The following is a 22,974-nucleotide window of genomic DNA, read 5'->3' on the forward strand; positions in this document are numbered from 1 at the left end:
ACAGCGCTATGCTTCGAGCGAGCCTCTGCTGAGGCTCGCTCTGTTTGAATCGCGCATTTTTTGATCGTTTCGCATCCTGGCACGCCAGCGTTGCGGCTTGCCTGTGCATGTCGTTCCGGCGTGGTCGTTTCGCAGCTCCCTATCGAAGGTCACCCTGCATGAAAGATGCCTCCCTGTTTCGCCGCCTCCCCCTGCACCTGGCCTGCCTGGCCGCGCTGTCCGCGCCTGCGATCAGCGACGCGCAAAGCGGCCAGACCGCGTCGCCCGAGATCGCCCACCTCCCCGCACAGCTGCAGAGCGCCAAGCAACTCGGCGCGCTGACGGCCAGTGCGCCGATCAGTGTGGTGATGACCCTGCCGTTGAAGGACGGTGCCGGTGCCTACGACTACGCGATGCACGTCTCGCGACCGGGCGATCCGCTCTACGGGCACTACCTGACCCCGAGCGAATTCGCGGCGCGCTTCGGCGCGCGGCAGAGCGACATCGACGCGGTCACGTCCTTCGCCAAGACGCATGGAATGCAAGTCAAGAGCATCGGCGGCGCCGGCTCGCTGATCACCTTGAAGGCGCCCGCCAGCACCTTCGCCCACCATCTCGGGGTGAACTTCGGCCGCTACCAGGCCAGCGACGGCAAGACCTTCTTTTCGGCCGATCGGCAACCGCAATTGCCCAGCGAGATCGCCAGCCACGTCGGCGGCATCGTCGGACTCAACGACGCCATCCGCTTCGCGCCGCTGGCCATCCGCGCGCCGGCGAGGCCTGCGGCGATTGCCGACGATCACGCCAGCGGCAATGCGGATGCGGCGACCGAGTCCGCCGGCCACGGCCCCAACGGCGGCCTGAGTCCGCAGGACATCCGCACGGCCTATGCCATTCCCGCGCAACTGGCACCGGGCAGACAGGAGACCCTTGCGCTGTTCGAACAAGGTGGCTTCCTGAGCAGCGATATCGCCACCTACGTGAAGAAGTTCGGACTGCCGAACGTGCCGGTGAAGGTCCGCAACGTCAACGGCTATGCCGGTGCGGTCAACGATACAGGCGTCGCTGGCGAGGCGGCGCTGGACATCGACATGGCCATTGCGGTGAATCCGCAGTTGCAGCAGATCCAGGTCTACGAAGAAGGCGACGATCCCTATCCGGTGGCGATTCTGGCGGCGCTGGGCGCCATCGCCGACGACAATACCGCGCAGACGGTGAGCATTTCCTACGCGATAGACGAGGAAATGCTCGGCAATGCGGCGCTCGCCGCGGAAGGTCAGGTGCTGACGCAGATGGTCGCGCAAGGCCAGGGGGTCTATGCCAGTTCCGGCGACCAGGGCGCCTACGGACGCATCGGCGACGGCCTGCACGGCGAGGATCCCGGCACCCAGCCCAGCCGCTGGTTACCTCGGTCGGCGGCACCGCGCTGTTCATCCGGCAGAACGGCAGCTACCTGAACGAAGAAACCTGGAACCTGCTCGGCGCGGGCAAGGGCGCCACCGGCGGTGGCCTCAGTGCCTATTGGCCGATCCCGGACTACCAGCTGATCGCCGACGCCCAGGGCAAGCAGACGTCGATCGCCGCGCCCAACCACGGCTCGTCCACGCAACGCAATTTCCCGGACGTGGCCGCCGTGGCCAGCCCCAGCACGCCGGTCGCGGTCTATTCCGAACTGGACGGCGGCTGGATCAACGTAGGCGGCACCAGCGTCTCGGCGCCGATCTGGGCCAGTTTCATGTCCATTGCCGACCAGGCGCACCAGTATGCGGGACTGGGGCGGATCGGCTTCGCCAATCCGTTCCTTTACGGCGATGTCGACGGTGCCGTCTCACGCGATACCAAAGACGTGCTCAAGGGCAGCAACGGCAACGCCAAACTGTTCGGCGGCGTCGCCGGCTTCTCTGCCGGCCAGGGCTACGACAACGTGACCGGGCTGGGTTCGATGCTGTCTTCCTCGCTGCTGATCGACTCATTGCTCACTGCGCACGACAGCAGCACGCCACCGCCGAACCAGGCGCGCGGCGTGCACGCCAGCCCGACCACGACGACGAGCACGCTGGAATGGAGCGCGGCGGACAACGCGACCGCATACGAGCTGATCGCGGAAGACTACGCCAGCGGCGCGGTGAGTGGCTACGCGCTCACCCGCGGCACGCGCTACACGTTCAAGGACCTCAAGCCGAACACCTACTACGCGTTCCTGGTCATCGCACTGAACAAGGGCGGGGCGAAGCTGAGTTCGCCGGTGATCGTCAAGACCGCGAAGAAGGGCTAGCGCCCAGGCCGCCGTCCGGGCCGTGCGCGGCCCGGACCGGCACGGCGCACGCGGCGCCTAGAACGGATCGCTGCCCGGGCGCAGGTCGATGCCCAGGATCGCCGCCAGCCGCTGCATGTCCTCGTCGTCGCGGCTGAGCGCCATCCAGCCGGCACGGTCCTCGCCGCCGGTGTCCCAGCACCAGATGCTGTAGCCGTACTCGCGCAGTCGGTCGTAGGCGACCGTCAGCAGCGAGGCGGTGTCGTGGGCGGCGAGGAAGTCCTCGTCGTCGAGGTCGCCGCCCCAGTCGATGCGCAGGTTCCAGCGCGTGGCCAATTCGTTGATCGCGCCGATCAGCACTTCGGTATCGCCGCCGTCCACGTAGAAGCCGGAACTCCAGTCGATGGCGTCCTTCAGCGACCACAGCCAGCCGTCGCCGTCGCTGTCCACCTCGCCCGCCGCCTCGCGGTAGGCATTGAATTGACGCAGCGCGGTTTCGTCGTCGCCGGGATTGATCAGCAGCAGCAGGTTCCAGATCAGCCCCTGCTGGGTATCCGGATCGTCGTCGTCCGCATCGCCGCTGAGGTCGTCGGGGTCTTCGTAGTCGGCGCTGTTGTCGGGCATGGCGGCGGATCTGTGCTGCGGAACGCGCAGTGTGACGCGCCCGGCGCGGCGACGGAAGCGCGGCGACACTCGGCAGCGGCGCCGCAGGCGTTTATCCTTCGCCTCCGGAAGACGGCGCTACCCGCCGCCAAGCGAACCCACGACCATGCCCGATACCCCTCCCGATCACCTGGCGATCAGCCCGCAGAGCCCGTTCCACGATGCGCAGGCACTGGCGCGCGGCGTCGGCATCCGCTTCAACGGCGTGGAGCGCGACAACGTGGAAGAGTATTCGGTCAGCGAAGGCTGGATCCGCGTGCAGGTCGGCAAGGCGCGCGACCGCCGCGGCAATCCGATGACGATGAAGATCAACGGCCAGGTCGAGGCGTACTACCTGGAAAAAACCGCCTGAGCGCCGCGCGCGGCCGCCGGCTCAGGACTTGAGCCGGTAACCGCTGCGGAAGATCGCCCAGACCACCAGAAGGCACAGCGCCAGGAACGCCCCGGTCATGCCCGCGCTGATCGCGATGTGCACATCGGCCTTGCCGAAGAACGCCCAGCGGAAGCCGCTGACCAAGTAAAACACCGGGTTGAACTTGCTGATCTGCTGCCACAGCGGCGGCAGTATGCCGATCGAATAGAAGCAGCCGCCGAGGAAGGTCAGCGGAGTGACCACCATCAAGGGGATCACCTGCAGCTTCTCGAAGCCGTCGGCCCAGATGCCGATGATGAAGCCGAACAGGCTGAAGGTCACCGCGGTCAGCACCAGGAAACCGAACATCCACAACGGATGGGCGATCTCGTACGGCCCGAACGCGCGCGCGGTGAGCAGGATCAGCAGGCCCAGCAGCACCGACTTGCTCGCCGCCGCGCCGACGTAGCCGATCACCACCTCCCACCACGCCACCGGCGCCGACAGCACCTCGTAGATGGTGCCGGCCCAGCGCGGCATGTAGATGCCGAACGAGGCGTTGGACACGCTCTCGTTGAGCAGCGACAGCATCACCAGCCCGGGGATGATGTAGGCGCCGTAGCTGATCCCGTCGATGGCGCCCATGCGCGAGCCGATCGCCGCGCCGAACACCACGAAATACAGCGAGGTCGACAGCACCGGCGAGGCGATCGACTGGGTCAACGTGCGGAAGGTGCGCGCCATCTCGAAACGGTAGATCGCGGCGATCGCATGCAGGTTCATGCGCGCGCCTCCGTGCGACCGGCGTCCGGGCGCACCAGGTTGACGAAGATTTCCTCCAGCGAGCTTTCGCTGTAATGCAGGTCCTTGATCTCCACGCCGTGCTCCTCCAGTTGCCGCAACAGGCTGCCGATGCCCGTCTGCTCGGCCTGCACGTCGTAGGTATAGGTCAGCACCGCGCCGTCGGCGGACAGTTCCAGCGACTGCGCTGCCAGCGCCGCGGGCAGCGCCGGCAGCGGCGCCTGCAGGGTCAGCGCAAGCTGCTTCTTGCCGAGCTTGCGCATCAGCGTGCGCTTGTCCTCCACCAGCACCAGCTCGCCGCGGTTGATTACCCCGACCCGGTCGGCCATGTCCTCGGCTTCCTCGATGTAGTGCGTGGTCAGGATGATGGTGGTGCCCTGCTCGCGCAGGCGCCGCACCATCTGCCACATGTCGTGGCGCAGCTCCACGTCCACGCCGGCGGTGGGTTCGTCCAGGAACAGGATGCTCGGTTCGTGCGCCAGCGCCTTGGCGATCAGCACGCGCCGTTTCATGCCGCCGGACAGGGTGGAGATCTTGCTGTCGCGCTTGTCCCACAGCGACAGCTCGCGCAGCACCTGTTCCAGGTAAGCCGGGTTTTTCGGCTTGCCGAACAGGCCGCGGCTGAAGCGCAGCGTCGCCCACACCGTCTCGAACGCATCGGTGGCCAGTTCCTGCGGCACCAGGCCGATCTTGGAGCGCGCGGCGCGGTAGTCGCGCACGATGTCGTGGCCGTCGGCCAGCACCGTGCCCGAACTGGGAGTGACCAGGCCGCAGACCACGCTGATCAGCGTGGTCTTGCCGGCGCCGTTGGGACCGAGCAGGGCGAAGATCTCGCCGCGCTGGATGTCCAGGTCGATGCCCTTCAGCGCCTGGAAGCCGCCGGCGTAGGTCTTGGTGAGCTGCTGGATGGAGATGATCGGGGGCACGCGGATTCCTTTGCGGGACTCGGGACTCGGGACTCGGGACTCGGGACTCGAAGAGCCTAGCAGCCGCATCGTTGCGAGCATGGGAAGCAAAACGTCCGCCAGCCGGAGCCGTATCAGTCATCGCATGCCCTCCGAGTCCCGAGTCCCGGGTCCCGGCTCCTCAACTCTTCCTCCGCGCCTCCAGCAAATCCAGATTCCGAATCAGCCGCCGCGCGATCTCGTCGGAGATCTTGTGCTGGCGGGTCAGCTTGAACAGTTCCTGGCGTTCGGCCTGCAGGCCGGCGTGGCGTAGCTGGCGCAGCACGTCGTCCAGCCGCCGCGCCTCTTCCGGATCGCTCTCCATCGCATCGCCATGGTCGAGGTGGCGCTGGTACAGGGCGCTGACCCGGATCGCCGCCTCGTTGTAGAGGTCGGCGTGTTCGCTGTCCTGCACCAGCCGCTGGCGCAGCTTCTCCACCGCCGCCAGCGCCGCGCGCGAGGATTCGCGCCGCGCCAGGTCCTCCTCCAGGCGGTCGCTGGGTTCCTCGGGCAGTTCCAGGCCGCGCAGCAGCCGCGGCAGCGCCACGCTGGCGACCAGCAGCGAGGTGACGATCACCGCGCTGGCCAGGAAGATCACCAGGTCGCGCGCCGGGAACGCAGCGCCCGTGGGCAGCAACAGCGGCAGGGTCAACACGCCGGCCAGGGTGATCGCGCCGCGCACCCCGGCCAGCGAGGTGGCCACGATGATCCGCGACGGCGGACTGCGCCGTTCCTCGCCGCGGCGCCGCGCCTTGAGCAGGTTCCAGCGCAGCGACAGCCACACCCACACGAAGCGCAGCAGCAGCAGGCCGAGGTAGATCGCCAGCGCATAGCCCAGCAGCCACCACGGATTGAGGTGGCCGGCCTCGTCGATGTTGTGCACCGCGCCCTGCACGATGCCCGGCAGCTGCTCGCCGAGCAGCACGAACATGATGCCGTTGAGGGTGAACTGGACCATGTCCCACACCGCCGAGCGCTGCACGCGCATGCTGCCCGGGGCGCGGCCGCTCAGTTCCACGTAGCTCATGCTGATGCCGGCGGCGACCGCGGCGAGGATGCCGGAGGCGTTGATCGCCTCGGCCAGCAGGTAGGCGGCGAACGGCAGCAGCAGGTTGACCAGGATCGCCGCGCCGGGTTCCTCGCCGACCTGGCGCCAGATCCAGCGCTGCGCCAGGCTCGCGCCCAGGGTCACGCCGACGCCGGCGGCGACGCCGACCAACGCCACCCACAGGAAGGTCAGCGAGGCGTCGGCCAGCGAGAACGTGCCGGTCATCGCCGCGGCCACCGCGAACTGGAAGCAGACCAGTCCGGATGCGTCGTTGAGCAGCGATTCGCCCTCCAGGATGTGCATCAGCCGCTTCGGGATCGGCGCCCGTGCCGCGATCGAGGACACCGCGATCGGATCGGTCGGCGACACCACCGCGGCCAGCGCGAACGCCACCGCCAGCGGCATCGCCGGGATCATCCAGTGGATCAGGAAGCCGGCGCCGACCACGGTGAACACCACCAGGCCCAGCGCCAGTTCCAGGATCGCCCCCTTGTCGCGGAACAGGCCCTGCTTGGGGATGCGCCAGCCGTCCAGGAACAGCAGCGGCGGCAGGAACAGCAGGAAGAACAGCTCCGGCTCCAGCGCGTAGCCCTTCTTGAACACCCCGGCGATGACCGCGCCCAGGCCGATCTGCACCAGCGGCAACGGCAGCGAAAACGGCAGTACGCGGACCAGATAGCCGCTGGCCACGACCGCCAGCAACATCGCCAACACCACTTCGATCGAATGCATGCTCGTCCGGACGGCGGCGCCGCGCCGCCGGCACCGCACCATGAATGGGGGAAGCGGCAAGCAAAGCGCACCGCAGGCGCGATGTCCAGTGGCATGTCCGCCCGCTATTCATGCGGCGGCACGCCACGGCGCGGGCGCTGTGCCGCCGTGGCGGCGAGATCTGCGCGACCCGGCGCCGCGCCGCGGCACGCGTTACCATCGAACCGATCTGTGCGCAGACCGAACCCAGCGTGCCGCCGCCGTCGGAGACTCCATGCTTACCATCCAAGAACTCAACCGCTTCATCGACGACCCTGCGGTGAGCGACAACGTCACGCAGGTCTGGACCCTGATCGGCCAGCATTTCGAGCAGGCCCAGGCCAACCTGCCGGCCGAGCACGCGATGCAGCGGCGCGAACTGTCGTTCCACGATCATGTGCGGCTGCTGGGGTATCTGTGCCTGCTGCTGGAGGGAATCCCCGGCGACCTGGTCGAGATCGGCGTGTGGAAGGGAAAGTCGCTGGTGCTGATGAACGAGATCAGCAACCGCCAGCGCCGGGTGATCGGCATGGATCCGTTCGCCTTGCCCAACCAGTTCGAAGAGTTCAACCACTATCGCCAGCTGCTGCTGCCCAATGCGCAGTTCATCCGCGGCTACTCGGAGTTCTGCGCCCAGCATTTCTACAACATGAAGCCGGAAGTGGTCTTGCTGCATATCGACGGCGGCCACACCGGACGCAATGTGTTGCTGGATTTCCTGCTGTATGCGCCCAGCGTGGTGACCGGCGGATTCGTGGTGTTCGACGACTACGGCGACCACCAGCACTCGCCGGAAGTCGGCCCGGCGGTCGACCTGCTGCGCGCCACCGGTTACTTCAACGACTTCCATGTGCTGGGGTGCGCGCATGGGTTCGAGAACAGCTACGTGCTGCAGCGCCGCTGAGTCCGCAGGTGGTGTCTACATCCGCGCCCGTCAGCGCCGGCCGGTGGCAGCGCCTGCATGGGCGCTCGACGCGCAGCATGTGCGGCAGGCGCACGTCCGTCGCCATACGCGGTCTTGCCTGCGCGGCGTCGGCGCGGTCGCGGCGCAGGCGCGCTTGCCGGGAACGCGCTTAGCCGCGCGGCGCGCTACCACGGGCAATGCCCATTCATCATTATCTGGGAGGCGTGATGCAACCGCGCCAGCGCAATCGCCGTAAACCGTGTGCACGGTCGACTGGCCGGGCATTCCCTCAAGGAGCAATCCCATGAAGATCAACTTGCTGGCCCTGGCCCTCGCCAGCCTCGTTTCGCTGCCCGCCATGGCCGCAACCAGCCCGGCGTCGATGCACGACCACGCCGCGATGACCGAGGCCAAGCCGAATCCGATGGTCGGCGGCGCCCCGATGTACGCGACCAAGGACATCATCGACAACGCGGTCAACTCCAAGGATCACACGACCCTGGTCGCCGCGGTCAAGGCCGCCGGCCTGGTGGACACGCTGAAGGGCGCAGGCCCGTTCACCGTGTTCGCACCGACCAACGCCGCCTTCGCCGCGCTGCCGGCGGGCACGGTGGACACACTGCTCAAACCCGAGAACAAAGCAAAGCTGACCCAGGTGCTGACCTATCACGTGGTCGCCGGCAAGCTGGATGCGACGACGCTGCTGGCGCAGATCAAGGCCGACGGCGGCAGCGCCAAGCTGACCACCGTGCAGGGCGAACCGCTGATCGCCAGGACCCGCGGCGGCAAGGTCACCCTCACCGACGCCAAGGGCCATACCGCCCAGGTCACCACCGCCGACGTGATGCAGAGCAATGGCGTGATCCATGTGGTGGACAAGGTTTTGATGCCGTAAGCACACCTCGGGGGGTACATTGGCATCGCGGGGACGGCTGCGGCCGTCCTCGTTTTGCGCCGTGCATGCGGCAGGTCGGGACCTGCGCGGCCGGCCCACTGCAATGACGGGCGCACGCGCTCAGTCGCCGGCATTGGACTCGCGCGGCGCCTGCGCCTGCTCCGCCAGAACGCGCAAGTCGTCCACGAAGCCTCGATAGGCGGCATCGGCCGCCTCGCGGCCGCGTTGGCGCAGCACCCACGACGGATGCACCGTGGCCAGCGCGCGGCTACCGTCGGCCAGCGCTTGCCACTGCCCGCGCTGCGCCATCAACGCAACGCCGTTGCCGAGCACCGCGCGCGCCGCGGTGGCGCCCAGGCACAGCACGATGCGCGGCCGTACCCGCGCCAGTTCGCCGGCCAGCCAGAAACGGCAGGCTTCCACGTGCACGCGGTCGGGATTGCGATGCAACCGCGCCTTGCCGCGCTGCTCGAAGCGGAAATGCTTGACCGCATTGGTCACGTACAGCCCGGCGCGGGCGATGCCGAGTTCGTGCAGCGCGCGATCGAACAGGCGCCCGGCCGGACCGACGAACGGCCGCCCGCTCAGGTCTTCCTCGTCGCCGGGCTGCTCGCCCACCACCATCACCGCCGCGTCGTGCGGCCCCTCGCCGAACACGGTCTGCGTGGCCGGCTGCCACAGCGGACAGCGGCGACACTCGCGCGCCGCAGCGCGCAGCGCCTCGAGGTTGTCGTCGGTTGCAACCACGGCCGGCGGCGGCGGTGCGGGGATGCGCCGGCGCACCGGCGCCGGCGCGCGCTCGGCCATGGCGCGCACACGTTGCCCGGCCTCGCGGATCAGGCCCGGCAGCAACTGCGTTTCCGGCAGGTTCTTCCAGTATTTCTGCGGCATCTCCTGGCGCATCATGTCCGGATTGAGCCGCGCCGGATTGAAGATGTTGGCGTAGTAGGTGCGCCACAACGCATCCTGCGCATCGTCGGCCGGCGCATCGGCACGCTGCGCGCCGGCGCCGAACTGCAGCGTGGCACCATCCCAGCGCACACTGCGGTACGGGGTCAGGATCGCCCAACGCATGCCGGCGAAACGGCGCGCGAAGAACGGCGCGACGCGATCGACGATGCGATGTTCCGGCTCGAACCAGGCGACGAACGTCTCCTGCTCGCCAGGCACCTCGCGAAAGCGCACGAACGCCTTCATCTTGTGACTATCGCGGCGCACCGCCTGCGCCCACTGCTGCGCCCGATGCACATCGGCATCGGTGACCCGCTGCAACAGCGCCCGCTCGCCCGCCGCGATCCGCCACAGCAACCGATACAGCAAGGCATGCCGCTGCGGATCGCGATGGCACAGCACAGCACCGGCCAAGGCCAGGAACTCGGTGGAAACCCGCGGCGCCGCCACCGTGGCCGGCAACATGGCCACATCGGTCCCGGCCAGCAACCCGCCCTGCGCATCCCCCTCCCAGACCAGCGACTCCGGTGCCACCTGCGCACACCACGCCGCCCGCGCCGCCGTCCGCCACGCCTCCAGACTCCATGGCGGCACCACCTCAGCCCGAAACACAATTCACCACTCGCATCACCGCACCAACACCAACGCAACAGCCACCAGCGCCACCATCACCAAAGCAACGGCCGTTGCTGTTGCTGTTGCTGTTGCTGTTGCTGTTGCTGTTGCCGGTGATCTTGCTGTTAAAACTTCCCGCCTTAAAGCGAGCCGAGCACCGCAGCGGCGAGCGGCCGAAGAGGCGCCCTTGTTTGAGCGAAGCGAGTTTGGGCGCCGTGCCGCTCGTCGCGAGGAGCGCAGGGCACCGGTGCGGCTGTATCGCACCGGCTCGTGTCGGGCGGGAGCGGTTTTGGTTACTTTTGCCAAGACAAAAGTGACTCGCGCCGACCGGCGCGAAAGCTCTTGATCTTGATCTTGATCTTGCTTCGGCAACTGCCGTTGCCTCTGCAGTTGCAGTTGCAGTTGCAGCAATCATCGCAACAGCCCAACGACTACAGCGCCACAGCACAGCGTCAATCAAACAACCCACCCTGTCGCGGCGCCGGCGCCAACTGCGCCCGCAACCGCTGCGGATCGTCCAAACATTGGCGCGGATGATGATCCACCACACTGACGAACGGCAGCAGCTTCTTCATCGGCATCCGCAACCGCGCCAGATCCTCCACCCGCAACCGCGCATGCCGCCGCGACAACAACAACCGCTCCACATTGCGCGTCCCCAGGCCCGGCACCCGCAACAACATCTCCCGCGCCGCCGTATTCAAATCCACCGGAAATCGCTCCGGATGCCGCAATGCCCAGGCCAGCTTCGGATCCACATCCAGATCGAGCATGCCGCTGGCCGCCTCCGGCGCGATCTCCTCCACCGAAAAATCGTAGAACCGCAACAGCCAATCGGCCTGGTACAGACGATGCTCGCGCTGCAACGGCGGCGCCTGCAACGGCAGCTTCGAGGACGCATCGGGAATCGGACTGAACGCGGAGTAATAAACCCGCCGCAGCCGGTAATTGCCGTAGAGATTGTGGCTGGTACGCAGGATCGCGCGGTCGTCGGCCCCATCCGCGCCGACGATCATCTGCGTGCTCTGCCCGGCCGGCGCGAAACGCGGCGGCTTGGCGCTGAGCTTGCGCTCGGCCTTGCGCGCCTCCTTGCTTTCCTCGATCCGCCAGCGCAGCTCGCCCATCGCCGCGCGGATGCCGCCGACGCTCTTCTCCGGGGCCAGCTGGGCCAGGCCCTGTTCGGTCGGCAGCTCGACATTGATGCTGAGCCGGTCGGCATAGCGGCCGGCCGCGGCCAGCAGGTCCGGCGCCGCATCGGGAATGGTCTTGAGGTGGATGTAGCCGGCGAAGCGATGCTCCTCGCGCAGCTGCCGCGCCACCTCCACCAGTTGCTCCATCGTGTAGTCGCTGTTGCGGATGATGCCGCTGGACAGGAACAGGCCCTCGATGTAGTTGCGCTTGTAGAAATCCAGGGTCAGCTTCACCACCTCGGCCGGGGTGAAGCGCGCGCGGCGCACGTTGCTGGACACGCGGTTGACGCAGTACGCGCAATCGAACACGCAGAAGTTGGTCAGCAGGATCTTCAGCAGCGACACGCAGCGGCCATCGGGCGTGTACGAATGGCAGATGCCCATGCCTTCGGTGCTGCCGATGCCACCGCTGCGCAGCGAATGGCGCTGGTCGGCGCCGCTGGAGGCGCAGGAAGCGTCGTATTTGGCCGCGTCGGCGAGTACGGCGAGCTTTTCGAGGGTATTCACCCGACTACGATGCCCGGTTGCCGTCTCAACCTGTGAGACGGCAATGCGCCATCGCCTTCACTGCGATGAACGACTCAGCCGGTCGCCGGCCCGGCCGACTCAGGCCGCGGCGCGCCGCGCCCCGCCGTCGAACCGATACAGGTCCATCGCCAGCAGCCCGGCATCGATGCCGGCATCGATGCGCTGCGCGCCGAGCCCCTCTTCGCCGGCCGCGCCCATCGCGAAGTAGATCGGCAACCAGTGCTCGTCGGTGGGATGTGCGCGTTCGGCGAACGGCGCCTGGCGGCGGTAGTCGAGCAAGGCCGGCAGGTCTTCGCGCCGCAACGCCTGCTCCACCCAATCGATGAACGGGCGCACGTACGGCGCGTCCTTGCCCTCGGCGTAGCGGCCGAGGTCGTGCAGGTTGTGGGTGATGCTGCCCGAACCGACCAGCAGCACGCCGTCGTCGCGCAGCGGCGCCAGCGCGCGGCCCAGCGCCAGCTGGTGGGCGGGGCCGAGTTCCGGCTGGATCGACAGCGGCACGACCGGGATGTCGGCGTGCGGGTACAGCAGCGACAACGGCACCCACACGCCATGATCCAGGCCGCGGCGCGCGTCCACGTAGGGCTGCAGGCCGGCGCGTTCGAGCCGCGCGGCGACCTCGCGCGCCAGCGCCGGCGCACCCGGCGCCGGGTACTGCATCTCGTGCAGCGCGCGCGGGAAGCCGCCGAAATCGTGGATGGTCTGCGGCTGCGCCGCGGCGCCGACCAGCGGCCGCCGCCCCAGCCAATGCGCCGACGCCACGACGATCGCGCGCGGACGCGGCAGCGCCGCCGCCAGTTCGGCCAGGCGCACGCCGACCAGGCCCGGATCCAGCGCGGTCATCGGCGAACCGTGCGAGATGTACAGCGAGGGCAGACGGGACATGACGGATTCTCCAGGAGGATGCGGCGCTGCGTGCGCCGGCCGGGACCTTGCCGCGCGCGGCGGCACCGAGATGCATGGCGGCGTTCGCGGCGGCCATGGCAGCGGATCCACAGGGTATTCCCGACATCTGGGGAGATAAATTACCCTGCGACCGGATATCTATTTCAGGAACGGCAACAATGGATACGCTGGAAGCGATGCGCGTGTTCGTCACCGTGGTCGACCGCAACGGCTTCAACAGCGCCGCCGAGGCGCTGGGCATGTCCACCGCCAGCGTCACCCGGCAAGTGGCCTGGCTGGAGAAGCGGCTGGGCCTGCGCCTGCTCAACCGCACCACCCGCCGGGTCAGCCCGAGCAGCGTCGGCACCGCGTATTACCAGCGCTGCCAGGTGCTGCTGGCCGAGTTCGACGACATGGAGGCGGCGGTCGGCGAGCAGGCGCTGACCCCGTCCGGCACACTGCGCATCAACGCGCCCTTCAGCTTCAGCATCGCCCGGCTGGGTCCGCGCCTGGCCGGCTACCGCGCGCGCTATCCGCAGGTCGCGCTGGACCTGTCGCTGTCCGATCGCATGGTGGACATCGTCGAGGAAGGCTACGACATGGCGATCCGCATCACCCGCCAGGTCACTCCGACCCTGATCGCGCGCAAGCTCGGCGAGGTGCAGGCCTATCTGTACGCCGCGCCGGCCTACCTGCAACGCGCCGGCACGCCGCGCCTGGCCGCCGACATCGCCGGCCACGAATTCCTGACCTACAGCTACATGCCGCTGGACGAGATCGCCCTGCACGGCCCCGACGGCGAGACCCGGGTGCGCGTGCAGGGCGGGCTGCGCGCCAATAGCGGCGATGTGCTGCGCGAAGCCGCCATCGCCGGCATGGGCATCGTCCTGCAACCGGACTTCATCACCCAGGACGCGCTGCAGGACGGCCGCCTGGTGCGCGTGCTGCCCGACCACCGGCTCGGCCCGATCGGCGTCTACGCGGTCTATGCCAGCCGCAGTCATCTGGCGCCGAAGGTGCGCAGCTTCATCGACTACCTGGTCGAAGTCGGCATCGAGCGCGAGATGCACGGCGCCGCGGCGCCCTGAGGCGGCGCGCGGCCGGCGCGCGGCGGCGGCCGGTCGAACACAACATCCCGCACGTGGCGATGATCGAAGCGGCGGCGCATGCGCACAATGCCCGCGCTTCCCCCGTCATTTCAGGAGCTCCCCATGAGCAAGATCGCGATCGTCTATTTCAGCGGCTACGGCCATACCGTCAAGCAGGCCGAGGCGGTGCACGCCGGCGCCGCCAGCGTCGGCGCGGCCACGCTGTACCGCATCGACCAGGACGGCAACCTGCCGGACGGCGCCTGGGAGGCGATCGGCCAGGCCGATGCGATCGTCTACGGCAGCCCGACCTACATGGGCGGCCCGGCCTGGCAGTTCAAGAAGTTCGCCGACGCCAGCTCCAAGCCGTGGTTCGCGCAGGCGTGGAAGGACAAGATCGCCGCCGGTTTCACCAACTCGGCCTCGGTCAACGGCGACAAGTTCGCCACCATCGAATACTTCTGGACCCTGTCGCAGCAGCACGGCCAGATCTGGGTCGGCACCGGCCTGCTGCCGGCCAACACCAAGGCGCACGGCCCGGCCGACGTGAACTGGACCGCCGGCTCCGGCGGCGCGCTGGCGATCTCGCCGTCGGACGCCTCGCCGGAAGAGGCGCCGCGTGCCGGCGACCTGGAAACCGCGCGCCTGCTCGGCCAGCGCGTGGCCGAATACGCGGCCAAGTTGAAGCGCTGAGCCGCGCACGGCGTCGCCACCGCGATGGCGGCGATACCGGTTGCGCGATTGCGCGCCAGGCAGTGGCGCCGATCACCGACCGACGCGGCGGCTACCCCGCCGCCGCGTTCGCCGCGCGCAGATGGTCGATGAACACGCGCAGCTTCGGCGCCAGGTGGTCGCGCGCCGGGTAGTAGAGATGGAAGCCGGCGAAGGGCTGCTGCCAGCCGTCGAGCACGCGCAGCAGGCGTCCGGCGGCGACATCGGCGGCGACCACCGATTCGAAGCCCTGCGCCAGGCCCAGCCCGGCCCGGTGCAGCAGGCGCACGCCCAGCTGCGCTTCCAGCGCACGCACCGCCTGCGACAGGGCCGAGGCCGAGACGCCGCGTTCGGCGGCGGCGCGGGTGAAGCTGGCGTGGTGGGCGACGCGGGCGAAGGCGACCACGGCAGGCAGGGGACTGGCGGCCATTGTGAAGCCCAGCTTCAAGGAAGATGCTGACCGAGCGCGCGCTGGACATCGCCGACGCGGTCAGGCAGGTCGCCGCGGACATCGGCCATTCGCCGGCGCAGGTGGCGCTGACCTGGCTGCTGCAGCGGCCGGGCGGCGGCGCGATCCCGATCGTCGGCGCGCGCACCCTGGCGCAGCTGGACGACAACCTAGGCGCGCTGGAGCTGCAACTGGACGCGGCGCAGCTGCAGAGGCTGGATGCGGTCAGCACGGTGGCGCATCCGTTCCCGCACGCGTTCATGCGCCTGCCGATGCCGCGACAGCTGGTCTCCGGCGGCACCCAGCTGCGGCCGCGTACGCCGGCGCGCTGAACCGCGCCGCCGACGCGTGACGGAACGCGGCACTGACTTTGCGCAAACGTCGGCCATGGCATGGTCGGCGCCTGCGCAATCGCGGCGCGGCGCGGCGCGGCGGCGCGATTGCAGGATCGGACAAGGATCCTGCGCAATCGCGCTAACGCAGCGCCGCGCTAGCATCCTCCGTCCCCGCGACCACAGCGTCCGCGCAACATCCTTTCTTTCACGTCGCTTCCCGCTTTCCAACAGGAGCTTCCCGATGCAAACCCGCACCCTCGGCCGCAACGGCCCCCGCGTGTCCGCCCTCGGCCTCGGCTGCATGGGCATGAGCGCGTTCTACGGCGGTCGCAGCGACGATGCCGCCGCGATCGCGGTGATCCATGCCGCGCTGGACCACGGCGTCACCCTGATCGACACCGCCGACATGTACGGCCCGCATACCAACGAAGTGCTGGTCGGCAAGGCCCTGGCCGGGCGCCGCCAGCAGGTCGTGCTGGCCACCAAATTCGGCATCAAGCTGGATCCGAACGATCCTTCCGTGCGCGGCATCGACGGCCGCCCCGAGTACGTGCAATCCGCCTGCGAGGGCAGCCTGCAGCGGCTGGGCGTGGACCACATCGACCTGTACTACCAGCACCGGGTGGACCCGAACGTGCCGATCGAGGACACCGTCGGCGCGATGGCGCGGCTGGTGGAACAGGGCAAGGTGCGCTTCCTCGGCCTGTCCGAGGCCGCCGCCGCCACCATCCACCGCGCGCATGCGGTGCACCCGATCACCGCGGTGCAGAGCGAATACTCGCTGTGGTCGCGCGACCCGGAGAGCGACGGCGTGTTCGCCACGGTGCGCGAGCTGGGCATCGGCTTCGTGCCGTACTCGCCGCTGGGCCGCGGCTTCCTGACCGGGGCGATCCGCTCGCCGGAGGACTTCGAGGCCGACGACTACCGCCGCCACTCGCCGCGCTTCCAGGGCGAGAACTTCGCGCGCAACCTGCACCTGGTGGAACAGGTGCGCACCCTGGCCCAGGCCAAGGGTGTGACGCCGGGCCAGCTGGCGCTGGCCTGGGTGCTGGCGCAGGGCGAGGACCTGGTGCCGATCCCCGGTACCAAGCGCCTGGCCTACCTGGAAGAGAACCTGGGCGCGCTGCAGGTGACGCTGAGCGCGGCCGAACGCGCGCAGATCGAGGCGATCTTCCCGGCCGACGCCGCCGCCGGCACCCGCTACCCGCCGGCGATGATGGCGACGCTGCAGCGCTGACCCGCGCTGCGCGGTCGCCGCGGCGACGCGGGCGGATTTGCCCGCACCGCCGCCGCGTCGCATGATGCGGGGCGTGATCTCGTTCATCGTCCCCGCCCACGACGAAGCCGCCCTGATCGGCGACACCCTGGCGTCGCTGCATATCGCCGCCGAAGCCTTGCGGCTGGACTACGAGACGCTCGTCGTCGCCGACGCCTGCAGCGACGACACCGCGCAGATCGCGCGCCGCCACGGCGCGCAGGTGCTGGACGTACAACTGCGGCATATCGCCGCCACCCGCAATGCCGGCGCCGCCGCCAGCCGTGGCCGTTACCTGCTGTTCGTCGATGCCGACACCCGCGTCAACACGCCGCTGCTGGCCGCGGCCCTACGCGCGCTGCACACCGGCGCGGTCGGCGGCGGCGCGCAGGTGCACCTGCTTGGCGACATCGCCTGGCACGAACGCGTGGCGCAAACCGTGTTCGCCTGGCTGTTCCGCCGCACCGGCATCGCCCCAGGCTGCTTCCTGTTCTGCACGCGCAGCGCGTTCGACGCCGCGGGCGGCTTCGACGAACGCTACTACGCCGGCGAGGACGTGGCGCTGAGCCGCGCGCTGGCCCGGCGCGGGCGCTTCGTGATCCTGCGCGAGCCGGTGCACACCTCCGACCGCAAGCTGCGCAGCTTCAGCAAGCGCGAGCACCTGGGCCTGCTGCTGCAGCTGCTGCGCCGCGGCCGCGGCATGCTGCGTTCGCGCGACGCGCTCGGCTTCTGGTACGGGTAGCGCCGCGGCCGCTAGCGCACGTGTTGCATTCGCGGGCAGCACGCGCCGCCGCGGCGTGGTTGCCGGCGTCGATCCGCTGGCAGTACGCTGCGTCTCCTTTGCCCGAGCTTTGGCAATGACCGTCGCCCCCAGCAGGCCCATCGCGGTGCGCATCCTCGGCACGGGCGACTATCTGCCGGCGCGGCAAGTGACCTCGGACAGCTTCGACCAGCGCTGGGGCAAGCCCGCCGGCTGGACCCTGCGCCATGCCGGGGTCGGCGTGCGCCACTACGCCGGCGCCGACGAACCGGCCTCGCTGATGGGCGAACGCGCCGCGCGCGCGGCGCTGGCGGCGGCGCAGCTGGACGCGTCCGAGGTCGATTGCGTGATCTGCGCCTGCAGCCTGATGGAGCAGGCGATCCCCTGCAGCGCCGCGCTGCTGCACGCGCGGCTCGGCCTGCAGGGCAGCGGACTGCCGGCGTTCGACATCAACGCCACCTGCCTGAGCTTCATCGCCGCGCTCGACCTGGCCGCCTGCGCGATCGCCGCCGGCCGCTACCGGCGGGTGCTGATCGTGTGCAGCGAAATCGCCAGCGTCGGCCTGAACTGCGACGACATGGACACCGCGCCGCTGTTCGGCGACGGCGCCGCGGCGCTGGTGCTGGGCGCGGACAGCGGCGACAGCGGTTCGCAACTACTGGCCGCGCACCTGGAAACCTATTCCGAAGGCATCGAACACTGCCGGGTCCGCGCCGGCGGCACCCGCCTGCGCCTGGAACACGGCATCGACGCGCTGCGCGCCGGTTCGCTGTTCGAAATGAACGGCCGCGCCACCTACCGGCTCGCCGCGGCGAAGCTGCCCGGGTTCCTGCAGCGGCTGCTGCACAAGGCCGGCGTCGAACTGGCGCAATTGCAGCGGATCGTGCCGCACCAGGCCAGCGCCAAGGCGCTGCGGCATCTGCAGGTCGCGCTGCGGCTGGCGCCGGACACGCTGGTCAACGTGATCGGCGAACGCGGCAACCAGATGGCCGCCTCGATCCCGAGCGCACTGCACCAGGCCATCGCCGACGGCCGCATCGTGCGCGGCGACCTGATCGGGCTGATCGGCTCCGGCGCCGGGCTGGCGTTCGGCGGCGCGGTGCTCAGGTACTGACATGGCGCGCATCCTGGTCACCGGCGCCTCCGGCTTCATCGGCGCGCACATCGTCCGCGCGCTCGCCGCCGACGGCGCGCAGGTCCGCGCCAGCGGCCGCAATGCCGCCGCACTGGCCGCCTTCGCCGGCGATCCGCGCATCGACGTGGTCCGCGCCGAGCTGTGCCGCGACGACCTGGCCCCCCTGCTGCACGGCTGCGCGGCGGTGATCCACTGCGCCGCGCTGTCGGCGCCGTGGGCCAGCGCCGAGCTGTTCCGCCAGGCCAACGTGGTCGCCACCGAGCGCCTGCTCGCCGCCGCGCAGCGCACGCGGGTGCGCCGCTTCGTGCACTTCAGTTCGCCCAGCATCTATTTCCGCTTCGCCGACCAATACCAGGTGCGCGAAGACTTCACCCCGCCGGCGCGCTGGATCGGCGGTTATCCGCAGACCAAATGGGAAGCGGAAGAAAACGTGCGTGCCGCCGCCGCGGCCGGGCTGCCGGCATTGGTGCTGCGCCCGCGCGCGGTGTTCGGCCCCGGCGACAACGCGATCGTGCCGCGGCTGCTGGCGGTGGCGCACCGCGGCTGGTTCCCGCTGGTGCACGGCGGGCGCGCGATGATCGACGTGTGCTGCGTGGAGAACGCGGTGGCCGCGGCGCTGGCCGCGCTACGCGCCGAGCACCTCGGCGATGGCCGCGCCTACAACATCAGCAACGGCACGCCGATCGCGGTGCGCGACCTGCTCACCCAGCTGTTCGCGGCGCTGCAGCTGCGCGTGCGCCTGCTGCCGGTGCCGCGCCGCCTGGCCCTGGCGCTGGCCACGCTCGGCGAGCAGATCGCCTTGCGCCGGCGCGGGCAGCCGGAGCCGCGGCTGAGCCGCTACGGCATCGGCGTGCTCGGCTATTCGCAAACGCTGGACATCGGCCGCGCACGGCGCGAACTCGGCTACGCGCCGCAGCTGTCCACCGAGGCCGGGATCGCGGCCCTGGCGCGCACGTGAGCCAGCTCCGACAAGCGGTTGGCCAGCCCACGGCCTGCGCAGACTCACGCGCCTTTGCACGTGCGGTAGGGACTTCAGTCCCGACGCGACTTACCCGCCAAAGCGTCGCGGCCGACACATCGCCCACGCATCGCGCGGCCGGGCGGGAACGCACATGAGCGCACCGACGCTGCGCTGGCGGCTGTACGAAGCCGGCCACTGCACCCATCCCGAACGCGCCACGCGCCGCGGCGCGACGTTGGCGCCCTGCCAGTTCCCGGCGCTGGCGGCGCTGCTGCAGCATCCGGTGCACGGCAACCTGCTGTTCGACACCGGCTATTCGCAGCACTTCCTCGCCGCCACCGCGCATTTTCCCGAGCGGCTGTACCGCCTGTTGACGCCGGTGCACCTGGCGCCGGGCCAGTCGTTGCGCGAACAGCTGGCCGGAGACGGCGTCGACGCGGCGGCGATCGACTGGATCGTGCTGTCGCACTTCCATGGCGACCACGTCGGCGGCGTGGCCGACTTCGCGCAGGCGCGCATCGCCTGCGCGCAACAGGCCTGGGACGACCTGCAGCGGCGCGGGCGGCTGGCGGCGCTGCGCGAAGGCTTCCTGCCGGCACTGCTGCACGGCGCGCGCGAACGCATGCACTGGTGCGAGGCATTGCCGGCATGCGCGGCGCCCGCGGCGCTGCGCGGCTTCGGCACGCCGCGCGACCTGTTCGGCGACGGCAGTGTGCTGCTGGTGCCGCTGCCCGGGCACGCGCCCGGCCACCACGGGCTGTGGTTCGAGGACACGCGCGGGCCGGTGTTCCTGGTCGCCGATGCGGCCTGGTCCAGCGCCGCGATCGCCGACGGCACGCCGCCGCCGGCACTCGTCACCCACTTGCTAGGCGAACACCGCGTCTACCGCGACACACTGGCGCGGCTGCACGCCTTACGCCAGGCCGAACCGACGCTGCGCATGGTGCCCTCGCATTGCCGGCAGTGGCGGCCCGCCGCCACGCGCGCCGATGGCTAGCGCGCCGGCCGTCCTGATCAGCGGCGCACGCGCACCGGTGGCGCTGGACCTGGCGCGCCGCTTCGCCGCGCAGGGCTGGCGCGTGCATCTGGCCGACAGCGTAGCCTGCCGCATCGCCGGCTGGTCGCACGCGGTCGCCGCCAGCCACCGCATCGCCCCGGCACGCTACGCGCCGGCCGCCTACATCGCCGGCCTCAACGCGCTGGTCGCGCGCCAGCGCATCGCGCTGCTGCTGCCGACCTGCGAGGAAGTGTTCTACCTGGCCCGCTACCGGCATGCCTTGCCCGCGCAGCTGGACGTGCTGGTGGACGGGTTCGACATGCTGCGCGCGCTGCACAGCAAATGGCACTTCCTGCAGCTGGCGCGCGCCCTCGATGCCGAGGTGGACGTGCCCGACAGCGTGCGCGTGCGCAGCCTGGAGCAGGCGCGCGAGTGGGCCGGCCGCGCGCCGCTGGTCCTGAAACCGGAATACTCGCGCTTCGGCGTGCACGTGCGCGTGCATCCGCACGGCCTGCCCGCCGCGGCACCGCCGCTGCCCGAACAGGGCGACTGGGTCGCGCAGCGCTATTGCGCCGGCGAGGAGCGCTGCTCGTACGCGGTGGCCCGCGACGGCGTGCTGCTCGCGCATACGGTGTACCGGCCGCGCTACCGGCTGCAGCGCAGTTCCAGCTATTACTTCGACGCCGCGCCGGCGCCGCAGATCGAACGCTTCACCGCGCAGCTGGTGCGCTCGCTGCGCTTCAGCGGACACCTCTCCTTCGACTGGATCGTCTCGGCGCAGGGCCGCTACAGCGTGATCGAATGCAATCCGCGCGCGACCAGCGGCCTGCATTTGTTCGCCGCCGCCGATCCGCTGGTCGCGGCGCTGGACGGCAGCTGCCGCGACCCGGCGGCGATCGTGCGCCCGGCACCAACGCGCGCGGCGATGCTCGGCCTGTTGATGCTCGGCGTCGCGTTGCCGGCGGCGCTGCGCCATGGCCGCCTGCCGCAATGGCGGCACGACTACGCCCGCGCCGACGACGTGCTCGCCCCGCGCGGCGATCGGCGCCCACTGGCCGGCGCGCTGTGCGACCTGGGCAGCCATGCGCGGCTGGCGCTGGCGCAGCGCTGCAGCGTGCGCGCCGCCTCCACCCGCGATACCGAATGGGACGGCCAGGCCCTGCCGCCGCCATGAACGGCGACGCCGAGGCCGGCAACGACTACGCCGTGCAGGCGCAGCGCTTCGCCGCCCTGCATGCCGGCCGCGACGCGCAGCACGTGGCCGGCAACCTGTACGCCCGCATCGACATGCTGCAGGCCGGCACGCTGTCGATGCCGGTCACGGTCAGCGAAGAGCGCACCGGCAACGCCTGGGTCTGCTCGCCGCGCACCACCTATGCCGACTACGCCGCCGAGGAGGCCGCGCGCCTGTTGCCGCGCGCGCTGGCCGCGCCGCTGCGCGGACTGTGCAGCGGCATCGGCGCCTGGCTGGACTGGGCGCGGATCGACCGCGCGGTCACCCTCAACAACTGGCTGCTGTCCACCAACCTGTATCCGCCGCTGCCGCGCGAAGGCCTGGGCGCCTTGCTGGACGCGGCGCGCACGCGCTGGCCGGAGCATGCGCTGTGGTTCCGCTCGCTCAACCGGGTGGACACGCCGCAGTGGCTGGAGGCGCTGCAGGCGGATGGCTTCACCCTGATCGGCAGCCGCCAGGTGTATCTGTACGACGACTGGCCGGCGCTGCTGCGGCACCGCGACCTGGCCCGCGATCTCAAGCTGACCGCGCGCACCGACCTGCAGCGCTGCGGCAACGCCGCCATCGGCGAGGCCGACTACCCACGCATCGCCGCACTGTACGCGCAGCTGTACCTGGACAAGTATTCGCGCTGCAATCCGGCCTACCGCGCCGCGTTCCTGAGCGCCTGGCACCGCGCCGGGCTGCTGCACTTCGACGGCTTTCGCGACGCGCGCGGCGAGCTGGTCTGCATCACCGGTCTGTTCGGCGTGGGGCAGACGCTGACCGCGCCGATCGTCGGCTACGACCTGCGGCAACCCCAACGGCTGGCGCTGTACCGCACGCTCACCGCCTGCGGGTTCGAACATGCGCTGCGGTACGGACGCCGACTGAACCAGAGCGCCGGCGCCGCCAGTTTCAAGCGCCAGCGCGGCGGCATGCCGGTGATCGAGTACAGCGCAGTGGATGCGCGCCACCTGCCGTTGCGCCGGCGCCAGCCGATCGCCGCGCTCGGCGCGCTGACCGAACGCATCGGCGTACCACTGATGCGCCGCTATCGGCTGTGAACGACCGGCATGCGTTGCCGCCATGGTCGCAACCGCAAAGGGCTAAAGGCCACGCACCCCTCGCCGATATCAGGGCAAGCCCAAGCTGCAGCGCCAGGAACCCCGATGGACCGAACCGCCCCTTGCCGTCGACCTATGCCGCGCCTGCAAAACCAATCCAGCGTGTGCACGAACGGTGTCGTGCCCTACAGGGCATCTGGAAACGTTTTCCATGAGAAAACTGCTGCAAACGGGCGTCTCACATA

The 22,974-nt window shown here is 69.8% G+C and carries 23 protein-coding genes; 15 read left to right on the forward strand and 8 right to left on the reverse strand.

The annotated features are described in order from the left end of the window. The first annotated feature begins 158 nt into the window (after positions 1-158). Together KHF85_RS17660 and KHF85_RS17665 are read left to right on the forward strand one after the other, a co-directional pair. Positions 159-1,436 carry a S53 family peptidase gene (locus KHF85_RS17660; RefSeq protein WP_284567662.1) on the forward strand — a complete coding sequence of 426 codons (1,278 nt, stop codon included), beginning with the start codon at positions 159-161 and terminating at the stop codon, positions 1,434-1,436. A gap of 176 nt (positions 1,437-1,612) precedes the next feature. Next, positions 1,613-2,254 carry a fibronectin type III domain-containing protein gene (locus KHF85_RS17665; RefSeq protein WP_284567663.1) on the forward strand — a complete coding sequence of 214 codons (642 nt, stop codon included), beginning with the start codon at positions 1,613-1,615 and terminating at the stop codon, positions 2,252-2,254. 57 nt (positions 2,255-2,311) lie between these two features. Here KHF85_RS17665 and KHF85_RS17670 read toward each other — a convergent pair whose 3' ends face one another. Further along, positions 2,312-2,857, reverse strand: a complete 546-nt coding sequence (locus KHF85_RS17670; RefSeq protein ID WP_284567664.1) for a DUF6630 family protein — start codon at positions 2,855-2,857, stop codon at positions 2,312-2,314. 145 nt (positions 2,858-3,002) lie between these two features. Here KHF85_RS17670 and KHF85_RS17675 point away from each other — a divergent pair, with 145 nt between their 5' ends. Further along, the gene (locus KHF85_RS17675; RefSeq protein ID WP_003476154.1) at positions 3,003-3,248 is read left to right on the forward strand and encodes a DUF3297 family protein; all 246 of its coding nucleotides are present in this window, start codon (positions 3,003-3,005) and stop codon (positions 3,246-3,248) included. A 21-nt stretch (positions 3,249-3,269) separates the two neighbouring features. Here KHF85_RS17675 and KHF85_RS17680 read toward each other — a convergent pair whose 3' ends face one another. The 3 genes from KHF85_RS17680 to KHF85_RS17690 all read right to left on the reverse strand — a co-directional run bounded on the left by KHF85_RS17680 (position 3,270) and on the right by KHF85_RS17690 (position 6,773). Further along, the gene (locus KHF85_RS17680; protein WP_284567665.1) at positions 3,270-4,031 is read right to left on the reverse strand and encodes an ABC transporter permease; all 762 of its coding nucleotides are present in this window, start codon (positions 4,029-4,031) and stop codon (positions 3,270-3,272) included. After that, positions 4,028-4,975: an ABC transporter ATP-binding protein gene (locus KHF85_RS17685; RefSeq protein ID WP_284567666.1), complete on the reverse strand. Its 948-nt coding sequence runs from the start codon at positions 4,973-4,975 to the stop codon at positions 4,028-4,030. Before KHF85_RS17685 ends, KHF85_RS17680 begins: the two co-directional genes overlap by 4 nt. 160 nt (positions 4,976-5,135) lie before the next feature. Then, positions 5,136-6,773: a Na+/H+ antiporter gene (locus KHF85_RS17690; RefSeq protein ID WP_237652371.1), complete on the reverse strand. Its 1,638-nt coding sequence runs from the start codon at positions 6,771-6,773 to the stop codon at positions 5,136-5,138. A 253-nt stretch (positions 6,774-7,026) separates the two neighbouring features. Here KHF85_RS17690 and KHF85_RS17695 point away from each other — a divergent pair, with 253 nt between their 5' ends. Beyond that, the gene (locus tag KHF85_RS17695) at positions 7,027-7,695 is read left to right on the forward strand and encodes a class I SAM-dependent methyltransferase (RefSeq protein WP_284567667.1); all 669 of its coding nucleotides are present in this window, start codon (positions 7,027-7,029) and stop codon (positions 7,693-7,695) included. A gap of 304 nt (positions 7,696-7,999) precedes the next feature. Continuing rightward, positions 8,000-8,590, forward strand: coding sequence for a fasciclin domain-containing protein (locus KHF85_RS17700; RefSeq protein WP_284567668.1), 591 nt, complete (start codon positions 8,000-8,002; stop codon positions 8,588-8,590). A gap of 120 nt (positions 8,591-8,710) precedes the next feature. Here KHF85_RS17700 and KHF85_RS17705 read toward each other — a convergent pair whose 3' ends face one another. The 3 genes from KHF85_RS17705 to KHF85_RS17715 form a co-directional block, all read right to left on the reverse strand. Continuing rightward, on the reverse strand, positions 8,711-10,153 hold the full coding sequence (locus tag KHF85_RS17705) for a UdgX family uracil-DNA binding protein (protein WP_284567669.1): 1,443 nt from the start codon (positions 10,151-10,153) through the stop codon (positions 8,711-8,713). A gap of 455 nt (positions 10,154-10,608) precedes the next feature. Continuing rightward, positions 10,609-11,853, reverse strand: coding sequence for a putative DNA modification/repair radical SAM protein (locus KHF85_RS17710; protein WP_284567670.1), 1,245 nt, complete (start codon positions 11,851-11,853; stop codon positions 10,609-10,611). Between the two features lie 99 nt (positions 11,854-11,952). Further along, complete coding sequence (locus KHF85_RS17715; protein ID WP_284567671.1) at positions 11,953-12,759, reverse strand: DODA-type extradiol aromatic ring-opening family dioxygenase; 807 nt, start codon at positions 12,757-12,759, stop codon at positions 11,953-11,955. A gap of 179 nt (positions 12,760-12,938) precedes the next feature. Here KHF85_RS17715 and KHF85_RS17720 point away from each other — a divergent pair, with 179 nt between their 5' ends. Then, positions 12,939-13,847, forward strand: a complete 909-nt coding sequence (locus KHF85_RS17720; protein WP_284567672.1) for a LysR family transcriptional regulator — start codon at positions 12,939-12,941, stop codon at positions 13,845-13,847. A gap of 123 nt (positions 13,848-13,970) precedes the next feature. Continuing rightward, positions 13,971-14,540, forward strand: a complete 570-nt coding sequence (locus KHF85_RS17725; protein WP_064541372.1) for a flavodoxin family protein — start codon at positions 13,971-13,973, stop codon at positions 14,538-14,540. Between the two features lie 91 nt (positions 14,541-14,631). On the opposite strand, the gene KHF85_RS17730 is transcribed toward KHF85_RS17725, so the two are convergent. Beyond that, on the reverse strand, positions 14,632-14,988 hold the full coding sequence (locus tag KHF85_RS17730) for a LysR family transcriptional regulator (protein ID WP_284567673.1): 357 nt from the start codon (positions 14,986-14,988) through the stop codon (positions 14,632-14,634). A 23-nt stretch (positions 14,989-15,011) separates the two neighbouring features. Here KHF85_RS17730 and KHF85_RS17735 point away from each other — a divergent pair, with 23 nt between their 5' ends. The 8 genes from KHF85_RS17735 (at position 15,012) to KHF85_RS17770 (ending at position 22,729) form a co-directional block, all read left to right on the forward strand. Then, complete coding sequence (locus KHF85_RS17735) at positions 15,012-15,338, forward strand: aldo/keto reductase (protein ID WP_284567674.1); 327 nt, start codon at positions 15,012-15,014, stop codon at positions 15,336-15,338. Between the two features lie 244 nt (positions 15,339-15,582). Next, the gene (locus tag KHF85_RS17740; protein WP_284567675.1) at positions 15,583-16,578 is read left to right on the forward strand and encodes an aldo/keto reductase; all 996 of its coding nucleotides are present in this window, start codon (positions 15,583-15,585) and stop codon (positions 16,576-16,578) included. 73 nt (positions 16,579-16,651) lie between these two features. Further along, positions 16,652-17,338, forward strand: coding sequence for a glycosyltransferase (locus tag KHF85_RS17745; protein ID WP_284567676.1), 687 nt, complete (start codon positions 16,652-16,654; stop codon positions 17,336-17,338). Positions 17,339-17,453: 115 nt separating this feature from the next. Continuing rightward, positions 17,454-18,470 carry a 3-oxoacyl-[acyl-carrier-protein] synthase III C-terminal domain-containing protein gene (locus KHF85_RS17750; RefSeq protein ID WP_284567677.1) on the forward strand — a complete coding sequence of 339 codons (1,017 nt, stop codon included), beginning with the start codon at positions 17,454-17,456 and terminating at the stop codon, positions 18,468-18,470. Between the two features lies 1 nt (position 18,471). After that, positions 18,472-19,449, forward strand: coding sequence for an NAD-dependent epimerase/dehydratase family protein (locus tag KHF85_RS17755; RefSeq protein WP_284567678.1), 978 nt, complete (start codon positions 18,472-18,474; stop codon positions 19,447-19,449). A 154-nt stretch (positions 19,450-19,603) separates the two neighbouring features. Next, on the forward strand, positions 19,604-20,449 hold the full coding sequence (locus tag KHF85_RS17760; RefSeq protein ID WP_284567679.1) for an MBL fold metallo-hydrolase: 846 nt from the start codon (positions 19,604-19,606) through the stop codon (positions 20,447-20,449). Next, a complete protein-coding gene (locus KHF85_RS17765; RefSeq protein ID WP_284567680.1) occupies positions 20,442-21,623 on the forward strand; it encodes an ATP-grasp domain-containing protein in 1,182 nt (393 codons plus the stop codon). Before KHF85_RS17760 ends, KHF85_RS17765 begins: the two co-directional genes overlap by 8 nt. After that, complete coding sequence (locus tag KHF85_RS17770) at positions 21,620-22,729, forward strand: hypothetical protein (RefSeq protein ID WP_284567681.1); 1,110 nt, start codon at positions 21,620-21,622, stop codon at positions 22,727-22,729. Before KHF85_RS17765 ends, KHF85_RS17770 begins: the two co-directional genes overlap by 4 nt. Positions 22,730-22,974 lie beyond the last annotated feature (245 nt).

The organism is Xanthomonas graminis pv. graminis (assembly GCF_030168915.1).
In the GTDB taxonomy this organism is placed as follows: Bacteria; Pseudomonadota; Gammaproteobacteria; order Xanthomonadales; family Xanthomonadaceae; genus Xanthomonas_A; species Xanthomonas_A translucens.